The sequence below is a fragment of the Bradyrhizobium sp. JYMT SZCCT0180 genome, assembly GCF_018130165.1.
Lineage (GTDB): Bacteria > Pseudomonadota > Alphaproteobacteria > Rhizobiales > Xanthobacteraceae > Bradyrhizobium.
On record NZ_JAFCLZ010000009.1, the window covers coordinates 188,970 to 211,289 of the forward strand.

Consider the following 22,320-nt stretch of genomic DNA (forward strand, 5'->3'; position numbering starts at 1 on the left):
TGAAGAAATTCCCGTTCTTGCTTTTTTATTCGGCTCCGTTCGGACGCCGCAGATTTTTCATTATTGACGATCAGAGCAGAATTGCCAGCGTCTGTCGAGAAATCACGTAAGCGCGATTCTAGAACTAACGTTGTGTGCAATTGGCAGGCAGCGAGGACCGTGAGCCCGTTGTCTACCGCTCATTCCTGACTCATGACGCGGAATATTGCGTTGCACCTATCGAACCCATCGGTGAGGGTGAGGATGCGAAATAGCGCCGCAGGTTCCCCTGCCGCGTCTCTAATTTGGGATACGCCGCCGTTTTCATCACTGGGATGACCGGGGGCGGCAGGTAGACTTGCACGGCGCGAGAACGATAAAATCGGATTCGGCCGCGGTCCTTGGCCCAGCACCACCACGCCGGAAACTCACGATCGACCATGGAGACCAGACAATGACCAGCCCGACATCGAAGCTGCGCGCGCGGCTCAGACTGTGCGCAGCCCTTGGGGTGGCCGCCCTTATGCTGTTTAGCGCGTCGCTCACGGTGGAGGCACAGGTGGTTGAGGGCGTCCAAAAGGGCGCCCGCGAGGGGAACAAGGCGGCCGGACCGGTCGGCGGCGTGCTTGGCGGCGCTATTGGCGGTGTCGTGGGGGTGGTGACCGGTGTGACCGGTGTCCTCACCGGCGGCGCACAACAGCAACAACAACAGACGGCCCCGGCGAAGGCTGGCAAACAGGGCGATACCGCAAAGCAGGACGATGCCGCCAAATCCGGCAAGGCGGCCAAGGGCACAAAGACGGCGGCGAAGCAGCCGCAGGTTCTGACCCAGACCGGTGCACCGCAAATCACGGCCGAACAGATCGTCGCCAACAGCGACGCCAATATCGAGCGCATCAAGAAGCAATTGAATCTGACGCCCGAGCAGGAGAAGAACTGGTCCGGCTTCAACAGTGCGATGCACTATCTCGGCCATAATGGCGCCGATCGCCTCAATCTGCGTATTGCGCGCGCCAAACGCGATCCGCCCGACGACATCATCGAGCAGATGCGGAACGAAGCCCAGTTTCTCAATGACCGTGCGGTGGACCAGCGCAATGTGGCCGATGCCGCCGAGCCTTTATTTGCAAGCCTGGACGAGAAGCAGAAGAAGATCTTCATCCAGGAAATGGTCAATCTGAGCCACGAGCGCGGGCTGGATTAGCGCGGAAAAACTGACGCATTCGCACGAAACGTCATCCGCCCCGGATCAAGTCCGGGCCGGCTTCCCCATCATTGAGGGTTTGCCCCTGGGCGAATAGCCGGGCACGCATGCCCTGGGGTAGGTGAAAGGCGAGGCACCCGGCTATCCTGCCGCAGCGGCGCGGCAGGTTCCAATCGCCATGCAATGATGAAGAAACCCTGACGGGATCGCGCCCGACTGATGGCTGACTTGCGGCCTTGTCGGGAACCGCTAACGCAAAGCCGAAATCAAAAAGCCGGAATTAAAACAAGTTCGGCCAGCGCTGGGCTGGCCGAATAGTCGAACCTTGCTCGCGGCGGTGGCCGGTTACGCCTTCGCGAAATTCAGCTCCACACCGACACCGTCGGGATCGTAGAGAAAGAATTGCGTATCACCGGTTCGCGGCACGATGCTCTCGCGGAATTTTACGCCCTTGGCCTGCAGGCGCTCGCGCACGCCATCGACGTCAGTCGCGGCAAAGGCAATGTGGTCAAGCCGCCCGGTGTCCTCGTATTTCTTCTCGGTGCCGCGCACCACGATGCCCTCGCGCGGCTCGCGCGTACCCATCAGGTGCACGGTGGCGGTGCCGCCGGAGTAGAGCCAGTAGCCAGGGAAACCGAGCGGCGGACGGTCGCCGTTCTCCAGTCCAAGCACGTCGCAGTAGAAATCCTTGGTGCGTTCGAGATCGGAAGGTTCGATGGTGTAGTGCTGTAATCCGCCAAGTCCCATGGTTTGTTTTCCTTATACAAAGGTGAGATCGACATCGACGCCCATCATCCAGGCGCCGACCGTTTCAAAATGTCTGATCTGACCTTGCAGCTGCTGGGTTACGGTGTGGATGTCGCGAAAGCGGCGCTCCAGCGGGTGGCCTTCGAAGATCGCGGTGGCTCCCGCCGCGTTGTAGGCGAAGTCGACCGCCTCGCGTGCCTTGTGGATGGCATTCGTGGCGGCCATGCGGACGGTGATGCGCTGCGCGACGGTGATGCTGGCGCCGGCGACGAGGTCCTTCCAGATTTCGGCCATCGACTGCAGCACGAAGCCGCGGGCGGCCCGCAGATTGACCTCGGCCTGGGCGAGGCCGGTCTGGACCACGGCGTTGTCGCGCAAGATGCCTTTGGCGCCGCGCGGCACCTTGTTGCGCGCCACCTCGACGAAATCGTCGAGCGTGCTTCGGGCGATGCCGCAGGCAACGCCGGCAAAGCCGACCTGGTAGCAAGTGCCGGCCCCCATGCGATAGAGCGGACCGCTTTCGCGGCATTCCCGGTCGAATTCACGGGTGATGGAATGGTCCATTGGAACGAAGAGGTCATTCAGCGCGAACTGGTCGCTGGCGGTGCCGCGCAGGCCGACCGTATTCCAGATGTCGGTCCATTCGACGTCCTCGGTTCGCACCAGCATGGTCCGCTCCAGCGGCATACCGTTGGCTTCCAGCCTGGGAGTGCCGTCGGCCGCAAGGATCGGACAATGCGCGCCGAGCCAGGTCGCGTGCCGACCACCGGAGGCAAAGGCCCACACGCCCGGGACCCCAGGCGAGTACTGCACGCGGATCCCCGAAGATCGCGCGCGCTACCGGCAGATCGAGATAAGCCGCCGACATCGCACAGCCGCCGGCCTGGCTGAGGCACCAGGCCGTGGAGGCATCCGCCTTGGCGATGGTTTCAATGACATGGAAGAAGGTGACGGGATCGGTTTCGATGCCGTCGGTCGAGCGCGGCAGCAACAGACGAAACAGCTGCGCGTCGTGCAGCCTGTCGAGCAACGCCGGCGGCAGCCGGCGCTTATTCTCGATGTCGTTTCCGGCCGCCGCCACCTCGGGACGAACAGCCTCGGCACGGGCGATGATCGCCCGGTCACCGGCAAGGTCGGCAGCAGTCGCGATCAAATTATCCAAACCTCCATCGACGCATTGAATTCAAGGCGATGCCTGCCGGACTCTCGCCGCCGACATATTCAGCCCGTCGGCCAGTTCCTTGTCGATCTGCTCGATCGACTTGCTCCTGGTCTCGAAGCCGATGAAATAATACACGATGCCGGCCATCAGGAACCAGCAGCCCAGATAGACGAACGCTGTCACCGCCTATGCGCCGGGCCGTCGCGCGCGACAAGCCCACGAAGACGCGGAGCACATCTGCGCAGAAGCGATGGAAGCCCATCCTGCCGTTCCGCACAAATCGGAACGTCGCGGTCCATCGTCGCCGACCGCATTGCGGTGCACACACGCCATTTGCTTAAGGTTTTGCGTCTATTTAGATAGGTCGAGCGATGTCCACGGCCGAACGTATGGAAGAAAAGCGAAAATATCCGCGAACCGAGATCGAGGAGCCCGCCTATGTCTCATCGGGCGGCTCCGTGATGCGCTGCGTGGTGAGGAATATTTCGCTCGAGGGTGCGGCGATCGACGTCGAGAACCCTGCATTCGTTCCGCAGCACTTCCGCCTCGTGATGGCGAAGGATTCCTCGATCGTTCATGAGTGCCGGGTCGCCTGGATCAAGAAGAACCGGATCGGCCTGACGTTCATGAATGTCGTACAGGAACCGCAGGAATGAAGCGACGCGTCACTCTATCCTGAGCTTCGCGTCACGTACCACTTTGCCCCATTTTTCCATTTCCAGCTTGATACGGGCGCCGAATTCCTCCGGCCGGTTTGCGACCGGCTTGAATCCGAGCGCGGTCAGGCGCTCCTTCACGTCTGCCTGCCCGACTGCCTTGGCTATTTCGCGATAGAGCAGGTCGACGATCTCTTTCGGCGTTCCCGCCGGCGCAAGGACGCCTGTTATGGTGTCGGCCTCCTGGTCCTTGATGCCTTGTTCGGCGAAGGTCGGCACGTCGGGCAACTGGATCGCGCGCTCGCTTGCGGCAACGCCGAGCGCGCGCAATTGGCCGGCCTGAACCGCCGAAAGGGCGGGCGGCAGCGCGGTGAAAGCGATCGGCGTGTGCCCGCCGACGGTTGACTGGATCGCAGGCGCCGCGCCGGTAAACGGCACGTGCACCAGGTCGAGGCTGAACGCCAGCCGAAACAGCTCACCCCCCAGATGCGGCGTCGAACCGACGCCGGGTCCGGCAAAACCGTATTTGCCGGGATTGTCACGGATCAGCTGCACCAATTCCGGAAGCGACCTGGCCGGCACCGACGGGTTTACCACCACCACGTTCGGGGAAACCGCCACCAGCGTTACCGGCGCGAAATCCTTGACGGCATCGTACGGCACCTTGGCGTAGAGGCTGGGATTGACCACAAAGCCGGTGCTGACGACCATGAGGGTGTAGCCATCGGGCGTCGCTCGGACGACCTGGCCGGAGGCGGTGTTGCCGCCGGCGCCGCCGATATTCTCCACAAAGAACTGCTGACCGAGCGCATCGGAGAGCTTTTGCGACACCATCCGCGCGATTACGTCGGTCGGGCCGCCGGCGGGAAACCCGACAACCACGCGCACCGGGCGGTTCGGATAGCCCTGTGCCGAGACAGTCGGGACGGCCCCCAGCAGCAGCGCGGCAGCAAGCAAGGTTTGCAGAACGGCCGCCATGACGCCCCCCGGATTTTATGTTTGTTGACGCCATCATCAACGACGGCGCAGCGCAGAACAAGGGGAGGCGCGGGGGCCGGCGCTATTTCTTCAGCAGCGGCTTGATCCGTTGCTCCAGTTCCTCGAATGACATCGAGCCTTTCAACCGCTCGCCATTGAGGAAGAAAGTCGGCGTTGAATCCACCTTGAGGGTCTCATGGGCGTATTTCTGATCCGCTGCGAGCTTGTCGAGCATCGCCTGATCCCTCTCGCAGGTCGTCACGTCCTGTTCGCTCATCCCGTTCAGCTTGCCGACCAAGTTCAGCGTTTCCTTGGTCCGCGCGATCAGTCGGTCCTGCAGCTTGAACAGGGTCTCGATGACACCGAAATATTTTTCCGAATCGTTCCTGGCGATGCAGCGCGCCAGCATCGAGGCCGCCGCAGCCGCGACGTCGAGCGGGAACTCGCGGAAGACGAAGCGGACCTTGCCGGTGTCGATATATTTGGAACGCAGCATCGGAAAGACGTTCTCGCCGAAGGCGGCGCAATGCGAGCAGCTCATCGACGCGTATTCGGTGATGGTCACCGGCGCCTTCGGCGATCCGATCGCGATGTCCGGCAGCGACACCGGCTTGGCGACAGCCGCCGCCATCGTGCTCTGGGCGACGGCGGGGCCTGCGGAAAACGGCGCGGTGAAAGCGAGCAGGGCAACAAAAGCGATGCAGCGAGGGGCGTTCAACGGGTTATTCCAAATTGATGGGTGGGGAGAGTCTATCCGGTTCTTCCGTGCCTGAAATTATCTATATTCTTCAACAGGCAAAGACGAAAGCCGGATGTGTCACAGCAGCGACCGGCCACGTGTAGCTAACGCGCCGTCATGGCTGCCGAAATCCCTGGTCAGCGCTCCGTCGCCGACGCGTGCAGCAAACGTTCTGAAGTCGATGGGGTGGCTGCAGACCTCTCAGGGTTTATTGCTGCGGAAGTTTCCGGAACTTCCGAGCTCACCCGCCTTGCCGGAAATGGATCAGTGCTTTTCGAGACCGTGACGGCGACAGACCCACAGCAGATTTTTCAGTGAGATCACGTAGAACTACGGATGCCGTCCGCATGGTCGGGCTACCAGAGTTGGACATACTCACTCGCGGGAGATGTGTACAAGGTAACGGCCTGCGATCCGCACGGTTGAATTAATCGTGCTTGCTTACGATGATCGACGATCGCAGTTGACCGGGAAATTCCGGCAATCCATTCATGCCGGACGAACTGGCTTGTAAAGCCGGCGGGCAAAGAAGGGTGAGGGTGCAGTGGCGATAGATCCATTCATAGACGAGATCTATGAAGCGGCGGTCGTTCCGGAAAAATGGCGATCCATTCTCGATCGCCTGGCGGAAATTGCCGATGCCGAGGGTACGCTGCTGTTCGCAGCTGGCCCTGGGGATCCCAGATGGCTGTCATCCAGATCCATCGAGGCGTTCATCGCGGAATGGACCGGCAGCAAATGGTATCTCGACAATCCACGCGGCCAGCGCCTCGTTCCGATCGACGAGCCGAGGTTCCTGACTGATCTGGACGAGTTGACGATGGAGGAGATCGACGCCTCCGATTTTTATACCGAACTGTTACGCCCCCGTGGACTTGGATGGTGCGTTGGAACGTCGATACGTTCACCGGCCGGCGACACGCTGGTGTTCTCGATCGAGAAGGCTCACAGCAAGGGGCCGGTGCCGCGATCGGTTGCGGAGACTTTGGATCATTTGCGTCCGCATCTTGCCCGGGCATCGGTCCTCTCGGCGCGACTGGGACTGGACCGGGCGATATCGACGGTCGCGACGCTGGAGGCGATCGGCTTGCCGGCTGCGGCGTTGGCGTCCACCGGTCGCGTTATCTCGGCCAATGCGGGTTTCCTCGCCAGCAAGGGGCATGTGCGCGTCGGCGCGGGAAACCTCATTCAATTCACGTCCGAACCGGCTCAGACATTGTTGATGGAAGCCATTTCGCGCGGCGGGCGTTCCTCCAATGGAATCGGCCGGTCCATTCCGGTCCGAGCTACCAAGACTGACCCGGCTTTTGTCGCCCACGTCGTGCCCTTGCACGGCGGTGGACGGGATGTTTTCACCGGAGCCTTGTCGATCGTTTTCATCACGTCGATGGTGCCGAGCACCAGCCCGGCGTCGCCATTGTTGCAGGCCCTTTTTGATCTCACACCGGCGGAGGCGCGTACGGCGAGTCAGATCACCGAAGGCAAATCCATCGAACAGATTTCGTCCACAACCGGAATAGCCCAGAACACGATTCGATCGCACCTGAAATCAGTGTTTCAAAAAACAGGAGTGCAGCGGCAAGCGGAATTGGTCAGCTTGCTCGGCGTAACGATCAATCAAGTCACGTAGGATCACTGGTTAACGCCTAACCCATTTGGGGGAGGCTATTTTGTTGTTGACGCGTGGCTTGACTTGACCGCGACGATTTCTAAAGACTACATCAAAAGCAATTCTAAAATTTATTTCGAAAAACTCATACAGGCCCGTTGGGGCTTTGAACAACAACCAATCAAAAGCAGTGGATTGATCTGACAACGTCAGACCAACCGATTTTTCGTGGGGTTAGTGCTATGGCAAATACACCGGCGGTCATTGGTTCACCGAGCAACAACGAAGTCACCGAAGACGCGAGCTTGCCGTTCCTGACAGCCGCTGGATTCATCCCGATCAGCGATGCCAACCCCGGACAGGCTTTTTTCAAGACCACGGTGAAGAAAGCCACAGGCACTCTGGGAACGCTGACGCTTGCCGCGGACGGGACCTACACTTACTCGGTCGCCAACAGCGCCGTTCAATATCTGGGGGCCGGCAAGACCAAGGTCGAGACCTTCACGGTGACGTCGATCGACGGCACAACCAAGCAAATTAGCTTCACGATCAAGGGCACCAACGATGCCGCGGCGATCGGCACGCCGACCAATTCGCAGGTCACCGAGGATACCGGTGTTTCCGGCAGCAATCTCAAGTCCACGGGTACGCTGTCGATCTCGGATGTCGATCAGGGCGAGGCCTCCTTCAAGACGCAGGTGACTTCAGTCGGTGCCAATCTTGGAACGCTGACGATCGCCGCGAATGGATCGTACACCTACTCGGTTTCCAATTCTGCCACGCAGTATCTCGGCGCCAACGACACCAAGACCGAAACCTTCACCGTGACGGCGCTTGACGGCACCACCAAACAGATCAGTTTCACAATTCAAGGCAAGAATGATAGCGCCGTGATCGGCACGCCGACCGTGCGCAACACGACCGACACGGGCGGATCGTCATTGACGGCAACCGGCATGATCTCGGTTTCGGATGTCGATCAGGGGCAAGCCGGGTTCAAGACCACGGTGAGTTCGGTAGGCACCAATCTGGGAGCGCTGTCGCTCAACGCGGACGGGTCGTACACCTATTCGGTCGCCAAGAGTGCCGTGGGCTATCTCAGCGTAGGCGTCACCAAAACTGAAACGTTCACGATTGCTTCGGTTGACGGCACTAGCAAGCAGGTGAGTTTCGTCATCACCGGCATCAACGACGCTGCGGTGATCGGCACGCCGACCGTCAGCAACGTGACCGAGGACGCCACCCAGCCGATCCTGTATGCCTTCGGATCGATCTCGATTACGGACGCTGACCAGGGCGAAGCCTCGTTCAAGGCGGCAATGATCAGTGGCCAGGGCGCGCTCGGCACTTTGGTGCTGATGCCCAACGGCAGCTACGGCTATCTTGTTGCGGGTTCCGCGGTGCAGTATCTCGGCGCCGGCGACACCAAGGTCGATACGTTTACGATTACCTCGAAGGACGGTACCACCAAGCAGGTCTCCTTCACGATCCACGGTACCAACGACGCTGCGGTGATCGGTACGCCGACCCATCGCGACGTTACCGCCGATCCCAATCAGACGACGTTGAGCGCGACGGGCTCGATCTCGATCTCGGATGTCGATCAGAACCAGGCGTCGTTCAAAACGACGGTGGTTTCGGCGGCGGGCAATATCGGCAATCTCTCGCTCAACAGCAACGGCACCTACAGCTACACCGTGCCGGAAAGCGCGGCTGAGCAACTCGGCTTCGGCGGCACCAAGATCGATACCTTCACGGTCACCTCGTTTGACGGCACGACCAAGCAGGTCACATTCGTCGTCCATGGTCCGACCTCTACCAACCAACCTGCGGTGATCGGTAACCCGACCGTTACGAGCGTGACTGAGGACGCCACGACGCCGGATCTTACGGCGAGCGGCACGATCTCGATCTCCGATTCCGATGGTGCAGGGCAGGCCGCGTTCCAAACCACGGTCAGTTCGGCTGTGGGAAATCTCGGCACGCTCTCGCTGTCCAGCAACGGCAGCTACACCTACACGGTAGCCAACGGCCTCACCCAATCGCTGGGCGCTGGCAGCACCAAGGTCGATACTTTCACCGTCACCTCGCTGGATGGCACAACCAAGCAGGTGCTTTTTACAATCAACGGTACCAACGACGCGGCGGTGATCGGAACACCCGCGGTCGTCGACGTAACCGAGGATGGCAACCTGTCGCTCTCCGGCACGCTGTTGGTTACCGATGCCGACCAGGGGCAGGGTTCGTTTCAGACCACCGTTACAGCAGTCGGCACGGCTCTCGGCTCGCTTACGCTCGGCGCCAACGGCGCCTACACCTATTCGGTCCCCAACAGCGCGACGCAGTCGCTCGGCGCCAACGTCACCCATGTCGATACGTTCACGGTCAAGTCGCTGGATAACACCACCCAGCAGGTCAGTTTCACGATCCACGGCGTCAATGATTCCGCGGTAATCGGAACGCCGACCGTCGTCGACGTCACCGAGGATGCCAATGTCGTTGGTGGCAATCTGAGCCTCTCCGGCACACTTTCGATTTTCGACGCCGATCAGGGCGAGGGTTCGTTCCAGACCAGTGTCAGCCCGGGTGCTGGGAATCTCGGTTCACTGACGCTCGCCGCCAATGGTGACTACACGTATTCAGTTGCCAACAGCGCCACCCAGTCGATGGGCGCTGGCGTTACCAGGACCGATACGTTCACGGTACAGTCGCAGGACGGCACCCCCAAGCAGCTCAGCTTCACGATTCACGGCAGCAACGATGCCGCGGTGATCGGAACACCAGTGCTTGTCGACGTTACCGAAGAGGTAAACGTCGTCGGTGGCAATCTGAGCCTCTCCGGAGTGCTCTCCGTTTCCGACGACGATCAGGGCCAAGGCTCGTTCCAGGCGGGCGCAACCGGCGTGGCCGGAAACTTAGGCACGCTGACCTTTGGTGCCGATGGCTCCTACACCTATTCGGTCGCCAACAGCGCCACCCAGTCGCTTGGCCCGAACGCCACCCATGTCGACACCTTCACGATCACGTCGTTGGACGGTACGCCCCAGCAGGTAAGCTTCAACATTCATGGCGCGCAGGATGCCCCGACTCTGAGCGTCGCGACAGCCAACGGTGCTGAGGACAACGCGATTCCGCTGTCGATCTCGTCGGCGCTGGTCGATTCCGGCTCGGCCTTGTCTCTGACCATCACCGGCGTTCCTGCCGGTGCAACGCTCAACAATGGCACGGTCGACGCCGGCGACAGCAGCATCTGGCACCTCAGCGGTTCGGATCTGGCGGGCCTTGCCCTTAACCCTGCGTCCGACTTCTCCGGCACCATCAATCTGTCGGTCACCGCAACCAGCACGGATACGGCGACAAGCTCGCAACTGTCGACTGCCGTGCAGACGTTGACCGTGCACGTGGCCGGCGTCGCGGACGCGCCGACCCTCACTGGTCCTTTGGACCCCATCGACGTGGATGCATCGACCGCTGCGATTCCGCTCAATCTGCATCTGGCGCTCACCGACAGTTCGGAGACCCTCGGTGCCGTGACCATCAGCGGCGTCACCGGTGGTTATGTGTTATCCGCCGGCGTCTATAACGAGGACGGTGATTACTGGCTCGTTCCCGCAGATCAGCTTGACGGTCTGAAGATGCAGCCAGGGACGGCGAATACCGTCGGCGCATCGGGACCGTTCCACCTGCATGTGACGGCCAGGTCCTTCGATGGGGCCAGCGTTGCAACGACCTCGATCGATGTCACCGTCAACGTGGCGCCGGACCCCGATTCATTCAGCTCGCGCGTCGTCGACGGCTACATTTCGGGCGCGACCGTATTCTCCGACGACGACGGTGACGGCGAGTTCGACGTTGGTGTGGAGGCATCCGCAACCACGGCGGCTGACGGAACATTTACGATTACCGGCGCGGGCGGCGGCAAGCTGGTCATGTTCGGCGGCACCGACGTTTCCACCGGTCTGGCGTTCCACGGCACACTCAGCGCAGTTGCCGGCTCGACCGTCATTACACCCCTGACAACGCTGGTAGCGGCGCTGGCGGCCTCGTCGAGTGCGGCTGACATCGCGATCGCGCAGACCGCCGTGCTGAACGCGTTCGGGCTTGGCGCCGTCGACCTGCAGACATTCGATCCGGTCGCTGCCGCCGCAGAAGGCGGTTCCGGCGCTGCTGCCGCAACCAAGATTTTGGCGGCAGGCATTCAAGTTCAGACGACGATCGCGCAGATCACCGCGGCGGCAGGGTCGGATACTACAGGAGCGGATGTTGTGTCCGCGGTAGCAAGCGCGATTTCCGGTGCAGCGGGCGGTACGGTTAATCTGACAAATACCGTAACCTTGACCTCGATTATCCAGAATGCGGCACCGGACGCGGACCCCGCGGCAGTCAACGCCGCGACGCAAGTCGTGTCGGCGGCCAATACAGCTATCGCCAGCGCCGCGGCCGGTACAGGTGATCCGCTGGCAGTTCTGACGGGCCTGGCTCAAGCGGCTACTGTGGCACTTGGACAGGGAACGGATCAACTCGCGGCGGCCGCTGCGGGTACTGGCGGCGCCACTTTTGCTGACGCCATCGCCAACAACACCGGCACGAACCTATCCACTGCCATTTCCAACGCTCCTGTTGGCGATCCCGACGGCTCCGAGGTCGGTACGCTCGGCAATGACACGATCACAGGTGCCGGCGGCAACGACGTCATCGACGGTCTCGACGGCAACGATACGCTCAGCGGCCTTGGCGGCAAGGACACGATCCATGGCAGCGACGGCAACGACAAGCTCTTTGGCGGCGACGGCGACGACAAACTCTATGGTGACGACGGCAAGGATACGCTGACCGGTGGCGCCGGCGATGATATCCTGAACGGCGGCAACAGCTACGATCGCGCGTCCTATGCCGATGCGACGGGCAGCGTTACCGTCAACCTCACCGCACATACCGTGTCTGGTGCCGACGGCAACGATACTCTGGTAAGCATCGAAGGTGCCGTCGGTAGCAACTTTAACGACACTTACAATGCGACCGGATTTGCGGAAGTAAACGGCCTTCCCGGATCAAGCATCGGCCAGAACGATTTTGAAGGCAAAGGCGGCAACGACACCATCATTGGTACCGTCAACGCGCTGGGACAGAAGGTAACGCGCGCCAATTACCTCTCTGCGACGGGCGCTGTTACGGCGGACCTCGCTCTAGGGGTCGCGGACGGCGACGCGTCGGTTGGCCATGATACACTCACGAACATTTCGACGCTCTGGGGTTCGGCTTACAACGACACCCTGCGCGGCAGCGACAACGGCTTTGGTACCTATGAGACCTATGAGGGTCGTGCCGGCGACGATTTCATCGACGGCCGCGGCGGCTATGACCAGGTCACCTACAACAACGATGTGGCCACAACATCCGGCATCGTGATCCGCCTGGCCGCGGGAACCGTGACCGGCGACGCCTCGGTGGGGACTGATACGCTTCGCTCCGTGGAAGCCGCGCGCGGCACGAATTTCGACGATCTGTTCGACGCCAGCAATTTTGGCGGCGCGGGTGCCGTCAACATCGGCTCGTCCGGAACCTTCAACGATTTCGCGGGTGCCGGCGGCAACGACCAGATCATCGGCAACGGCGCAACCCGCATCAGCTATTCGCTCGCAGGAGCTGCCGTCTCGGTCAACCTCGATATCAGCGGTGCGGCAACCAACGCGCTGACCGTGGCCGGCTCCGCCAATGGCGCCACGGAGGGCACCGACACATTTACCGGCGTAAACGCCGTTCAGGGGTCGGTCTTTGACGATACGTTCCTGGGCAGCAACTTCAACAATACCTTTACCGGCCTCGGCGGCAATGACGTTATCGATGGCCGCGGCGGTTTCGACACCGCCAGCTACAACAGCCTCGGGCTGGGGACGAGTGGCGTCACCGTCAACCTTGCGGCAGGCACCGCCGTTGCCACCACGGTTGGCGACACTTCGATCGGCAGCGACACTCTGCGCTCGATCGAGGGCATTCAGGGCACCGGCTACGCCGACACGTTCATTGCGACGGGGTACGGTCAGGCGGGTGCGCTCAACTTCAGCAACAGCAGCGCCAACTTCAACCAGTTCGAAGGCCTCGGCGGCGACGACAACATCACCGGTAATGGCAATACGCGCCTGGGCTATTTCAACGCAACAGCTGGCGTCACCGTCGTATTCACGGGTGCAGGCACCGGCACGGTTGTCGGCAATTCGTCGGTCGGCACGGACACCTTTACCCTTGTCAACAGCATCACCGGATCGGCTTTCGGCGACAGCATCACAGGCGACGGCACCAACAACATCTTCGATGGCGGCGCCGGTGACGACACGATCAACGGAGGCGAGGGCAGCGACACCATCACCGGTGGCGCCGGAAACGATACAATCGATGGCGGCAGCGGCTTTGCCGACATGGCGGTTTATTCCGCCGCGTATCCATCTTACGCGGTCACCGTCACGGGTGCCGGCACGGGTACGATCTCCGGGCCTGACGGGACTGACACCTTCACCGATGTCGAAGTTCTGCAGTTCAGCGCGCGCTATCTGCTGACGGCGTCGGGCACCTCGGGTTCACAGGTCAACGTGACAGGGTTGAACTTTGTTGGGGGCCTGATGGTCACGACAGCGACCGGCTCGAACAATGACTTCTTGACAATCGGGCAGCAGCTCTCCAACCGCCTGATCGATCTCGGAGCAGGTACCGGCGATACGATCACGCTCGGTATCACCGGCGGTTACAACCTCAACCTCGCCGGCGTGGAGAACCTGAAAGGCACCGGCGGTGACGATTTTGTCGGCATGATCACGAACGTCAACGGCCTCGCGATCGATCTCGGCACCGGCAACAACGACAACGTTAACCTGGCCATGGGCGCCAACACGGTAAGTGTCGTCAATGTCGATAATCTCGGCGTCAACGAGGTCGGGACCAGTAACGATACGCTCACGCTGACGAACCTTGTCAGCGGCCTCACGATCAATCTCGGCCTTGGAAGCAACACGATCAATCTGGCGGCGGGTAGCAACTCGCTTGTCAACGCCTTTGGCACCAACACCATCAACGGCACGTCGTCCGCCGATACGCTTACCGTCGTCAACGGACTGTTTCAGTCCACGGTCAATCTCGGGGACGGAACTGACACGCTGATCCTGACCAATGCGTTCAATACCCTTGGGCTGTCCGGCGTCGAGAACGTAACGGGTGGAACGGGCGACAATTTCATTACCTTGCAGAACGCAGTGACGGGAGTGACGTTCAATCTCGGTGCCGGCAACGACAGCGTCAACCTCGCCAACGGCGTGAACTCTGTCGGCGTAGTGGACGTCGAAGCCATCAGCGGCAACGATTTCGGCGGGTTGAATCCGTCCGACGATACGCTGACATTGCTCAATAATGTCAGCGGCATTCTCATCAATCTCGGCGACGGGAACAATACCCTTAACCTCGCGGCCGGAACCAATTCAGTTCTGGGTTACGGCCTCCAGACCATCAACGGCACGGCGTCGGCCGATGTGCTCACAACGCTCGAGAACGCCGCCGGCAGCACCATCGACCTCGGTGCTGGTATCGACACGCTGAACCTTGGCGTCATCGCCACCGGCGTCACCGTCAAGAACGTCGAGAACGTCAACGGCAGCACGTTCAACGACACCATCACGATCGCCAATACCTCCGGAACGACCACGGTCACTGGTGGGATGGGTTCGGATTTCATCACCGCCAGCGCCGGACAGGACAACATCCGCTACACCAGCGCAGCGCAAGCCGGGATCGGGGGAGGCGAAACCGTCAACGACTTCAACGTCGCCAACGATACGTTCGTGCTCGATCACGTCGCTGGCCTGGCCGGGCAGATCCATTTCGTCAGCAACGGCGTGTTCACCGGCTCGCCAGGGGACTTCCATTCCGAAGCCCGCCTCAACGGCAACATTCTGCAAATCGACGTCGACGGTGACGGGCAGATTGGCGCGGGTGACATGGAGATCACCCTCAATGGCCTGAACGGCACGCTCACCGACGCCAACTTCGTCACCTCCGGCGTCAACCACACGCCTACAGACATTTCGCTGGTCGGGTCCTCCATCGCGGAAAACACGACGGCTGGAACCGTTGTCGGCACCTTGTCCGGCACCGATCCGGATGCCGGTGACATCCTCACCTTCAGCGTCGTCAATCCCAACGGGATGTTTGCGATCAACGGCAACGATCTCGTCGTCGCCGGTCCGATCGACTACGAGGCCGGTGCATCACAGCAGGTGACGGTGCGCGTTACTGACGCCAGCGGCGCAACGTACGACAAGCTGTTTAACATCGGTGTCACCGACGCGAACGATGCACCCACGGTAATCTCGGGTGCGACGGGCAGCGTCGCCGAGAACGCGGCAACCAGCACCGTGGTCTATCAGGCAGTGGCGAGCGATCAGGATGCGGCCGGACCGAATTCCACGATCGCATGGAGTCTGGCAGGCACCGATGCCGCGGCTTTCGACATTGACGCGACCGGCCAGGTTACGCTTAGGAATTCTGCCGATTACGAGCTCAAGAACTCCTACAGCATCAACGTCGTCGCGACCGACGGAGGGACTCTGTCCAGCACCAGGGCGGTCACGATCAGTGTCACCAACGTCAACGAGGCACCGACCAATATCGGGCTCAGCGGCGACACGATCGCCGAGGGCAGCGCCAATGGAACGGTCGTCGGTACGCTCTCGGACGTCGATCCGGACGCGGGCGATTCCGCTACCTACACATTGACCGGCAATGCGGGTGGCCGCTTCGCCGTCAGCAACGGCCAGATCGTCGTCGCCGGCGCGCTGGACTTTGAAACGGCAACCTCGCATCAGATCACGGTCCGGGTAACGGACGGCGGTGGCAACACCTTCGACAAGAACTTCACCATTGGCGTGGCTGACGTGACCGGTGTCACCCTGAGTGGTGGCAGCGACGACAATACGTTGATTGGAACTTCCGAAGCTGACACGCTGAACGGCCTGGGCGGCAATGATTTGCTGAAAGGTCTGGCCGGCAATGACAGCCTCGATGGTGGGCTCGGCTTTGATCGGGCAGATTACAGCGACGCCACTGGCGGCATCACGGTCAACCTGGCGGCCGGCACCGTTACGGGCCCGGATGTCGGCAGCGACACGCTGACCGGCATCGAGGCCGTCACCGGCAGTGACTTCGCCGATACCTTCAATGGTGCCGGGTTCACGGGCTCGGTCGGCGTACCTAGCACCGTTGTCGGCCAGGACGATTTCGAAGGCCGCGGCGGCGATGACACCATCATCGGCACCGTGAATGCACTCGGTCAAATGACCACCCGCGCCACCTATATCGACGCAACCAGCGGTGTGACGGTGGACCTGGCTGCGGGTACCGCTGACGGCAATGTGAGCGTGGGCCACGACACGCTCACGAACGTCAATTCGATCATTGGGTCGAACCATAACGATACGTTCTACGGCAGCGATAACCCGCTCTTCACTTATGAGACCTTTGAGGGTCGCGCGGGTGACGACTACATCGACGGTCGTGGCGGCTTTGACCAGGTCAACTACAACAATAATCCGGTGACGACGTCGGGCATCGTGATCCAGCTTGCAAACGGGGTTGTGACCGGCGACGCCTCCGTGGGCACCGACACGCTCCGCAACGTCGAAGCGGCCCGCGGCACCATCTTTGATGACATATTCGATGCGACTGGCTTTGGAAGCGTCGGCGCCAATGTCGGCTATAACGGAGGCTTCAACGATTTCGGCGGAGCGGCCGGCAACGATACGATCATCGGTAACGGCAGCACCCGGCTCAACTACCAGAGCGCGGCCAGCAGCGTCAGCGTCGATCTCGAGACGAGCACGCCTGGAACAACCAACGGGGTTACCGTCGCCGGTGTCGCCACCAGCGCCACCGAAGGGACCGACAGCTTTACCGGCGTCAATGCCGTCCAGGGCTCCATGTTTGGCGACACGCTGCTGGGCAGCAGCTTCGGCAACACGCTTACCGGACTTGGCGGCAACGACTTCATCGACGGTCGCGGCGGGTTTGATACCGCGGGCTACAACAGCCTGAGCACCGTCACCAGTGGCGTCACCGTCGACATGGGAGCGGGCACCGCCTCCGGCGACGCGTCGATCGGTACGGATACCCTGCGCAACATTGAAGCTGTCCAGGGCACGATGCTGGCGGACAACTACGATGCGAGCGGCTATGGCGCCATGGGGGCGCTGAACTTCAGCAGCAGCAACGGCACCTTCAACCAATTCGAAGGATTGGGTGGTAACGACGTCATCACCGGTAACAACAACACGCGGCTTGTTTATACCAACGCGACTTCCGGAGTGACCGTCGACTTTGCTGCGGGCACGGCGACCGGCGATGCCTCGGTTGGCACGGATACCTTCACGGGCGTCAACAGCGTCAACGGTTCGGCCTTCGGAGACACTCTCCTTGGCAGCGCGAATGGCGACGTCTTCCTTGGTCTGGCCGGCAACGATCTCAATAACGGCCGGGGTGGCTTCGACACGGCGCTCTACGCAGGGTTCAACACGACCGGTGGTGTCAGCGTCGACATGGCTTTCGGTGTCGTCACCGGGAATGCCTCGGTTGGAACCGATACGCTGCGCTCGATCGAGAGCGTTCAAGGCACCAACTTCAACGATACGTACGTGGCGACCGGCTATGGCCAGGCGGGGGCACTGAACGTCAGCGACAGCAATGGCAACTTCAACCAGTTCCAGGGCCTTGCCGGAAACGACACCATCACCGGCAACGGCAACACCCAGATCTCGTATGCCAATGCAAGTGCAGCCGTAAACGTCAATCTCACAACCGGTATTGCCACCGGTGACGGATCTGTCGGCACCGATACCATCACGGGCGGCGTCTTCAACGTCTTCGGATCGAACTTCAACGACACCATCGTTGGCACCGCCAGCTCAGACAATCTCTCGGGCCAGAACGGCAACGACACGATCTCCGGGGGCGCCGGCAACGACGTCCTCAGCGGCGGCGCGGGAGCCGACAAGTTCGTCTTCGCAACCGGCACCGGCGCGGACACCGTCACGGACTTTGTCCTCGGCTTAGGCAAGCAGATTGACCTGACAGGCATGAACGGCATCTACAGCATTGCCGACGTTCAGGCACATGCGGCTCAGGTCGGTGGCAACACGGTGCTGACCTTCGGCAGCGACAGCATCACCCTGCAGAACGTGACGGCCGCGAACCTCGTGGCGAGCGACTTCATCTTCGGCGCTATCGTCGGCGACGCCAACGCCAACACGCTGACCGGCTCGTCCGGCGACGACCTCATTCAGGGTCTCGGCGGCAACGACCGGCTGCAGGGCCTTGACGGCAACGATACGCTCGACGGCGGTTCGGGGCTCGATCGCGCAGTCTATAGCGATGCGACGGCTGGCATCACTGCCAATCTCGCGGCAGGCACGGTGTCGGGAGCAGGGGTCGGCAGCGACACGCTCCTCAATATCGAAGGCATCGTTGGCAGTGCGTTCGCCGACACGCTGAACGGGGCAGGGTTCAGCGGCGATACAGGCATCGCGGGCACCCCCGTCGGCTTCCACGAATTGGAAGGTGGCGGCGGAGACGACACCATCACCAGCGCCGTCGGCAGCCAGGGCGCATTGCTGACGCGGATTTCCTACGTCAACGCGGTGAACAGCGTTGCCGTCGACCTCATGGCGCACACTGCAACCGGCGGTGATGGTAATGACACCCTTGTCGGTTCGGGATTTGCGACCGTCGTCGGGTCCGGACATGCCGACCAGTTGCTCGGCAGCACCAATGCCAACGGTACGGTCGAAGTTTTCGAAGGCCGCGCCGGCAATGACACGATCGATGGCCGTGCCGGCTTCGACCGCGCGGATTATGCACTGGACCCATTGGCGGTCGGGGGCATCAACGTCCAATTGGCCGCAGGAACCGTGACAGGCGATGCCACGACGGTCGGTACGGATACGCTTATCTCGGTCGAGTCCGTGCGCGGTTCGAACGAGGCGGATACGTTCAATGCGTTCAATTTCTCCGGCGCCAGCACCAATGCCGGATCCAACGGCACCTTCAACGAATTCAACGGCATGGGAGGTGACGACAACATCATCGGTAACTTTGCTACGCGGGTTACCTACATCAACGCGACCGGTGGTGTCGTTGTCGACCTGCAACACAACGGTATCACGCCTGGCAGCGGTACGGCAGGCACCGGCATCGCGGATGGCGACGCGTCGACCGGTCATGACACCTTCTCTGGCGTCAATGCCATTCAGGCGTCGATGTTCAACGATACCTTGCGCGGCAGCAACAGCGTCACCATCAACGAAACTTTCTTCGGAGGGGCGGGTGACGACTTGATCGACGGCCGCGGCGGCTTCGACATTGCAACCTACAACAACATCTATTTCTCGACCGGCGCGATAACCGTCAACTTTGCGGCGGGTACGGTAACGGGCGACGCATCGGTCGGTAACGATACGCTTCGCGCGATCGAGTCTGTTCAAGCGACCAACTTCAACGACGTCTTCGTCGCCACCGGTTTTGGTATTGTGGGCGCCCTCAATGTCGGCAACAGCGGCACCTTCAACCAGTTTGAAGGCCTCGGCGGCAACGACACCATCACCGGCAACGGCAACACGCGGCTTGCTTACAACAATGCCACCGACGGTGTGAGCATTAACCTTCAGGCGGGAACCACCAGCGGGAACAGTTCGGTCGGCAACGATACCTTCACCGGTGTCAATAGCGTCAACGGAAGCAACTTTGGCGACACTTACGTGGCGACCGGCTTTGTGGGTATCGGCAACACGGGCACCTTCAACCAGTTCGAAGGTCTCGGCGGCGACGATACGATCACCGGTAATGGCAGTACGCGCATCTCCTACTCCCAATCTTCCGCAGGGATATCGGTGACCCTCACGGGTGGTGCGGGAACCGCGACTGGTACGGCGATCGGCACGGATACCTTCACCGGAGTAAACAGCGTCCAGGGATCGAATTCGGTCGATACCATCACCGGCGGCAACGACAACGAGTTCTTCTTCGGCGGCGGCGGCGGCGATACCATCAACGCCGGCGACGGCAATGATGGTATCGCCGGCCAGGGTGGCAGCGACATTATCGATGGTGGTGCCGGCACCGACTTGGTGACCTTCACCGGCGCTCAGAACCTCTACAACATAACGGGCACCGGGACGATTCAGGTTGCGAATACCTCGGGAAATGGCGACGGAACGGACTCGCTCACCAATGTCGAGGTGCTGAATTTCAGCGACGCCATTGTGCTGCTATCGTCGGGTACATCGGTCAGTCCGATCGATATCTCGGGTCAGCTGCTTAGTGGCAATGGCGGGATAACGGGCTCGGGCGGCGACGACTTCTTGAGGGTCGGTAACAATGTTTTCGGCCGTCAGATCAATCTCGGCTTGGGAACCGACACCGTCATCGTCAGCAATGGAGGAGCCACGCTGAATTTGGTCGGGGTCGAGAACCTGAATGGAACCAGCGGAGACGAGTTCGCCAATCTCACCAACAATGCCAATGGACTGATCGTCGACCTCGGCGCAGGCTATGACACTCTCAACCTTGCCGGCGGCACGAATACGCTCAATATCACGGGAGTAGATAGCATCGGCGGATCGGACTTCGGCGCCGCGCCAGGCGTCAATGACGTGCTCAACCTGCTGAGCACGGTGATCGGCGTAAACATCTCGCTCGGCAACGGCAACAATACGATGAATTTGGCTGCCGGCCCGAACTCGTTCACGAACATCTACGATGTCAACCTCGTGAACGGAACCATAGGCGGCGACACGCTGACGATTACCGGTGCGATCGCAGCTGCGAACGGAACCACCGTGGATCTCGGCAATGGCGACGATACACTCGTCCTTGCCGGAAACGTCGCAGCATTCTCCGCCGTCGGTATCGAGCACATCAACGGCTCGGCCTCAGATAATCAACTGAGCCTGACCAGTGTCGTCACCGGAATCGCGATCGATCTGGGCGGAGGAAACGACTCGGTCTCGCTCGCCAATGGCACCAACTCGCTTACCATCAACGGCGTCGAGAACCTCAGTGCCAGCGACTTTACCGGCAACCTGAACCCGTCGAACGATACGATTACGCTGCTGAACACCGTGTCCGGCGTTACGGTCAATATGGGAGAAGGTACCGCCAACGTCCTGAACCTGAGCGCCGGCGACAACTCGTTCGACAATCTCTGGAACGTCAATCTCCTCAGCGGAAGTTCCTCGAACGACACCCTGACGTTGCAAGGTAGCCCGGCGAATGTGATCGATATGGGTGACGGCAACGACACCGTCAACTTCAACATGAACGTGTTTGGCGTCACGGTCGCCAACACCGAAAATATTGACGGTAGCTCGAACTTCGACAGTATTACGATAAGCAACACGGCGTCCGGGAACACGACGATCACCGCGGGCACCGGTGCCGATGAGGTTACGGCCAGTGCTGGTCACGATAACTTCCGCTTTGCCAGCATCGGAGATTCCGCTGCCGGCGCTGCCGACACCATCCATAACTTCGATGCCGACGACGACAGCTTCACCTTCTCGGGAATCAGCGTGTCGGGTGTTGGCCACATCGAGTATATCGACAGCGGGGCCTTCGCGGGCGGTGGCCAGGCTTCGGCGTACCTGCAGAACCTGGGTGCGGGCAATGACTTGCTCCACATCGACACCAATGGTGACGGGACAAGCGATATGGACGTCAGCCTGCAGGGCTACACGGGCACGCTGACCAACAACAACTTCCTGCTGAGCTAATGGAAGTCGGCGCAACATACGCATCGCGATCTTGAAGCCGCGCGCCAAGCGCGGCTTCTTCGCAGTCTGCAGCTGGGGCCGCGCCGTCTCCTGGCTTTTTTGAGTGGGCGAATCCCGATTTTTCGATGCCACGCGAGTGTGCGCCGCGTGAGAGATGCGGCGATCTGATCGTGCGCTGGATGAGAATCGACATCGTTCGAATTCTCGCTGCCACCGACATTAACGATCGACAGGTTCGCCTGAATGCCACCGGCCTGAACCTTCCCAGGCATCGACAGAGGCTTGCGGCGCTGTCGCTATAAGCAGCTGATTTGTATCGCCAATCCAAAATTCTCTGATGGCGTTTGGCTCGGCTGTCGGAAGTGAGCAGCATGCCACATCAGCGCGCACTCGTGTCGGGCCTGCCACGCATCCGCGTCGATATTAGCCATCGGTGCTCATTCTC

At 60.9% G+C, this 22,320-nt stretch carries 11 protein-coding genes; 5 read left to right on the forward strand and 6 right to left on the reverse strand.

What is annotated here, in order from left to right; genetic code table 11:
* Window positions 1-433 precede the first annotated feature (433 nt).
* The gene (locus JQ641_RS15675) at window positions 434-1,183 is read left to right on the forward strand and encodes a Spy/CpxP family protein refolding chaperone (protein WP_211996917.1); all 750 of its coding nucleotides are present in this window, start codon (window positions 434-436) and stop codon (window positions 1,181-1,183) included.
* Between the two features lie 345 nt (window positions 1,184-1,528).
* On the opposite strand, the gene JQ641_RS15680 is transcribed toward JQ641_RS15675, so the two are convergent.
* The 4 genes from JQ641_RS15680 to JQ641_RS15695 are packed head-to-tail and all read right to left on the reverse strand — an operon-like array spanning window position 1,529 to window position 3,275.
* A complete protein-coding gene (locus JQ641_RS15680) occupies window positions 1,529-1,930 on the reverse strand; it encodes a VOC family protein (RefSeq protein ID WP_211996842.1) in 402 nt (133 codons plus the stop codon).
* Between the two features lie 12 nt (window positions 1,931-1,942).
* The gene (locus JQ641_RS15685; protein WP_211996843.1) at window positions 1,943-2,599 is read right to left on the reverse strand and encodes an acyl-CoA dehydrogenase family protein; all 657 of its coding nucleotides are present in this window, start codon (window positions 2,597-2,599) and stop codon (window positions 1,943-1,945) included.
* Window positions 2,508-3,092 (reverse strand): acyl-CoA dehydrogenase family protein, encoded by a 585-nt coding sequence (locus tag JQ641_RS15690; RefSeq protein ID WP_211996844.1) that lies wholly within the window; start codon window positions 3,090-3,092, stop codon window positions 2,508-2,510. The genes JQ641_RS15685 and JQ641_RS15690 overlap by 92 nt, the downstream gene beginning before the upstream one ends.
* A 21-nt stretch (window positions 3,093-3,113) precedes the next feature.
* Window positions 3,114-3,275, reverse strand: a complete 162-nt coding sequence (locus JQ641_RS15695; RefSeq protein ID WP_211996845.1) for a hypothetical protein — start codon at window positions 3,273-3,275, stop codon at window positions 3,114-3,116.
* 188 nt (window positions 3,276-3,463) lie between these two features.
* Between JQ641_RS15695 and JQ641_RS15700 the strand changes: the two genes are divergently transcribed.
* Complete coding sequence (locus JQ641_RS15700; protein WP_249150460.1) at window positions 3,464-3,748, forward strand: PilZ domain-containing protein; 285 nt, start codon at window positions 3,464-3,466, stop codon at window positions 3,746-3,748.
* 9 nt (window positions 3,749-3,757) lie between these two features.
* Here JQ641_RS15700 and JQ641_RS15705 read toward each other — a convergent pair whose 3' ends face one another.
* Window positions 3,758-4,726, reverse strand: a complete 969-nt coding sequence (locus JQ641_RS15705) for a Bug family tripartite tricarboxylate transporter substrate binding protein (RefSeq protein ID WP_211996846.1) — start codon at window positions 4,724-4,726, stop codon at window positions 3,758-3,760.
* Between the two features lie 82 nt (window positions 4,727-4,808).
* Complete coding sequence (locus JQ641_RS15710) at window positions 4,809-5,444, reverse strand: DsbA family protein (protein WP_502754964.1); 636 nt, start codon at window positions 5,442-5,444, stop codon at window positions 4,809-4,811.
* Between the two features lie 138 nt (window positions 5,445-5,582).
* On the opposite strand from JQ641_RS15710, the gene JQ641_RS15715 reads away from it, so the two are divergent.
* The 3 genes from JQ641_RS15715 to JQ641_RS15725 all read left to right on the forward strand — a co-directional run bounded on the left by JQ641_RS15715 (window position 5,583) and on the right by JQ641_RS15725 (window position 21,875).
* Window positions 5,583-5,783, forward strand: a complete 201-nt coding sequence (locus JQ641_RS15715; RefSeq protein ID WP_211996847.1) for a hypothetical protein — start codon at window positions 5,583-5,585, stop codon at window positions 5,781-5,783.
* A gap of 226 nt (window positions 5,784-6,009) precedes the next feature.
* A complete protein-coding gene (locus tag JQ641_RS38690; protein WP_192735977.1) occupies window positions 6,010-7,095 on the forward strand; it encodes a helix-turn-helix transcriptional regulator in 1,086 nt (361 codons plus the stop codon).
* A gap of 221 nt (window positions 7,096-7,316) precedes the next feature.
* Window positions 7,317-21,875, forward strand: a complete 14,559-nt coding sequence (locus JQ641_RS15725) for a VCBS domain-containing protein (RefSeq protein WP_211996848.1) — start codon at window positions 7,317-7,319, stop codon at window positions 21,873-21,875.
* Window positions 21,876-22,320 lie beyond the last annotated feature (445 nt).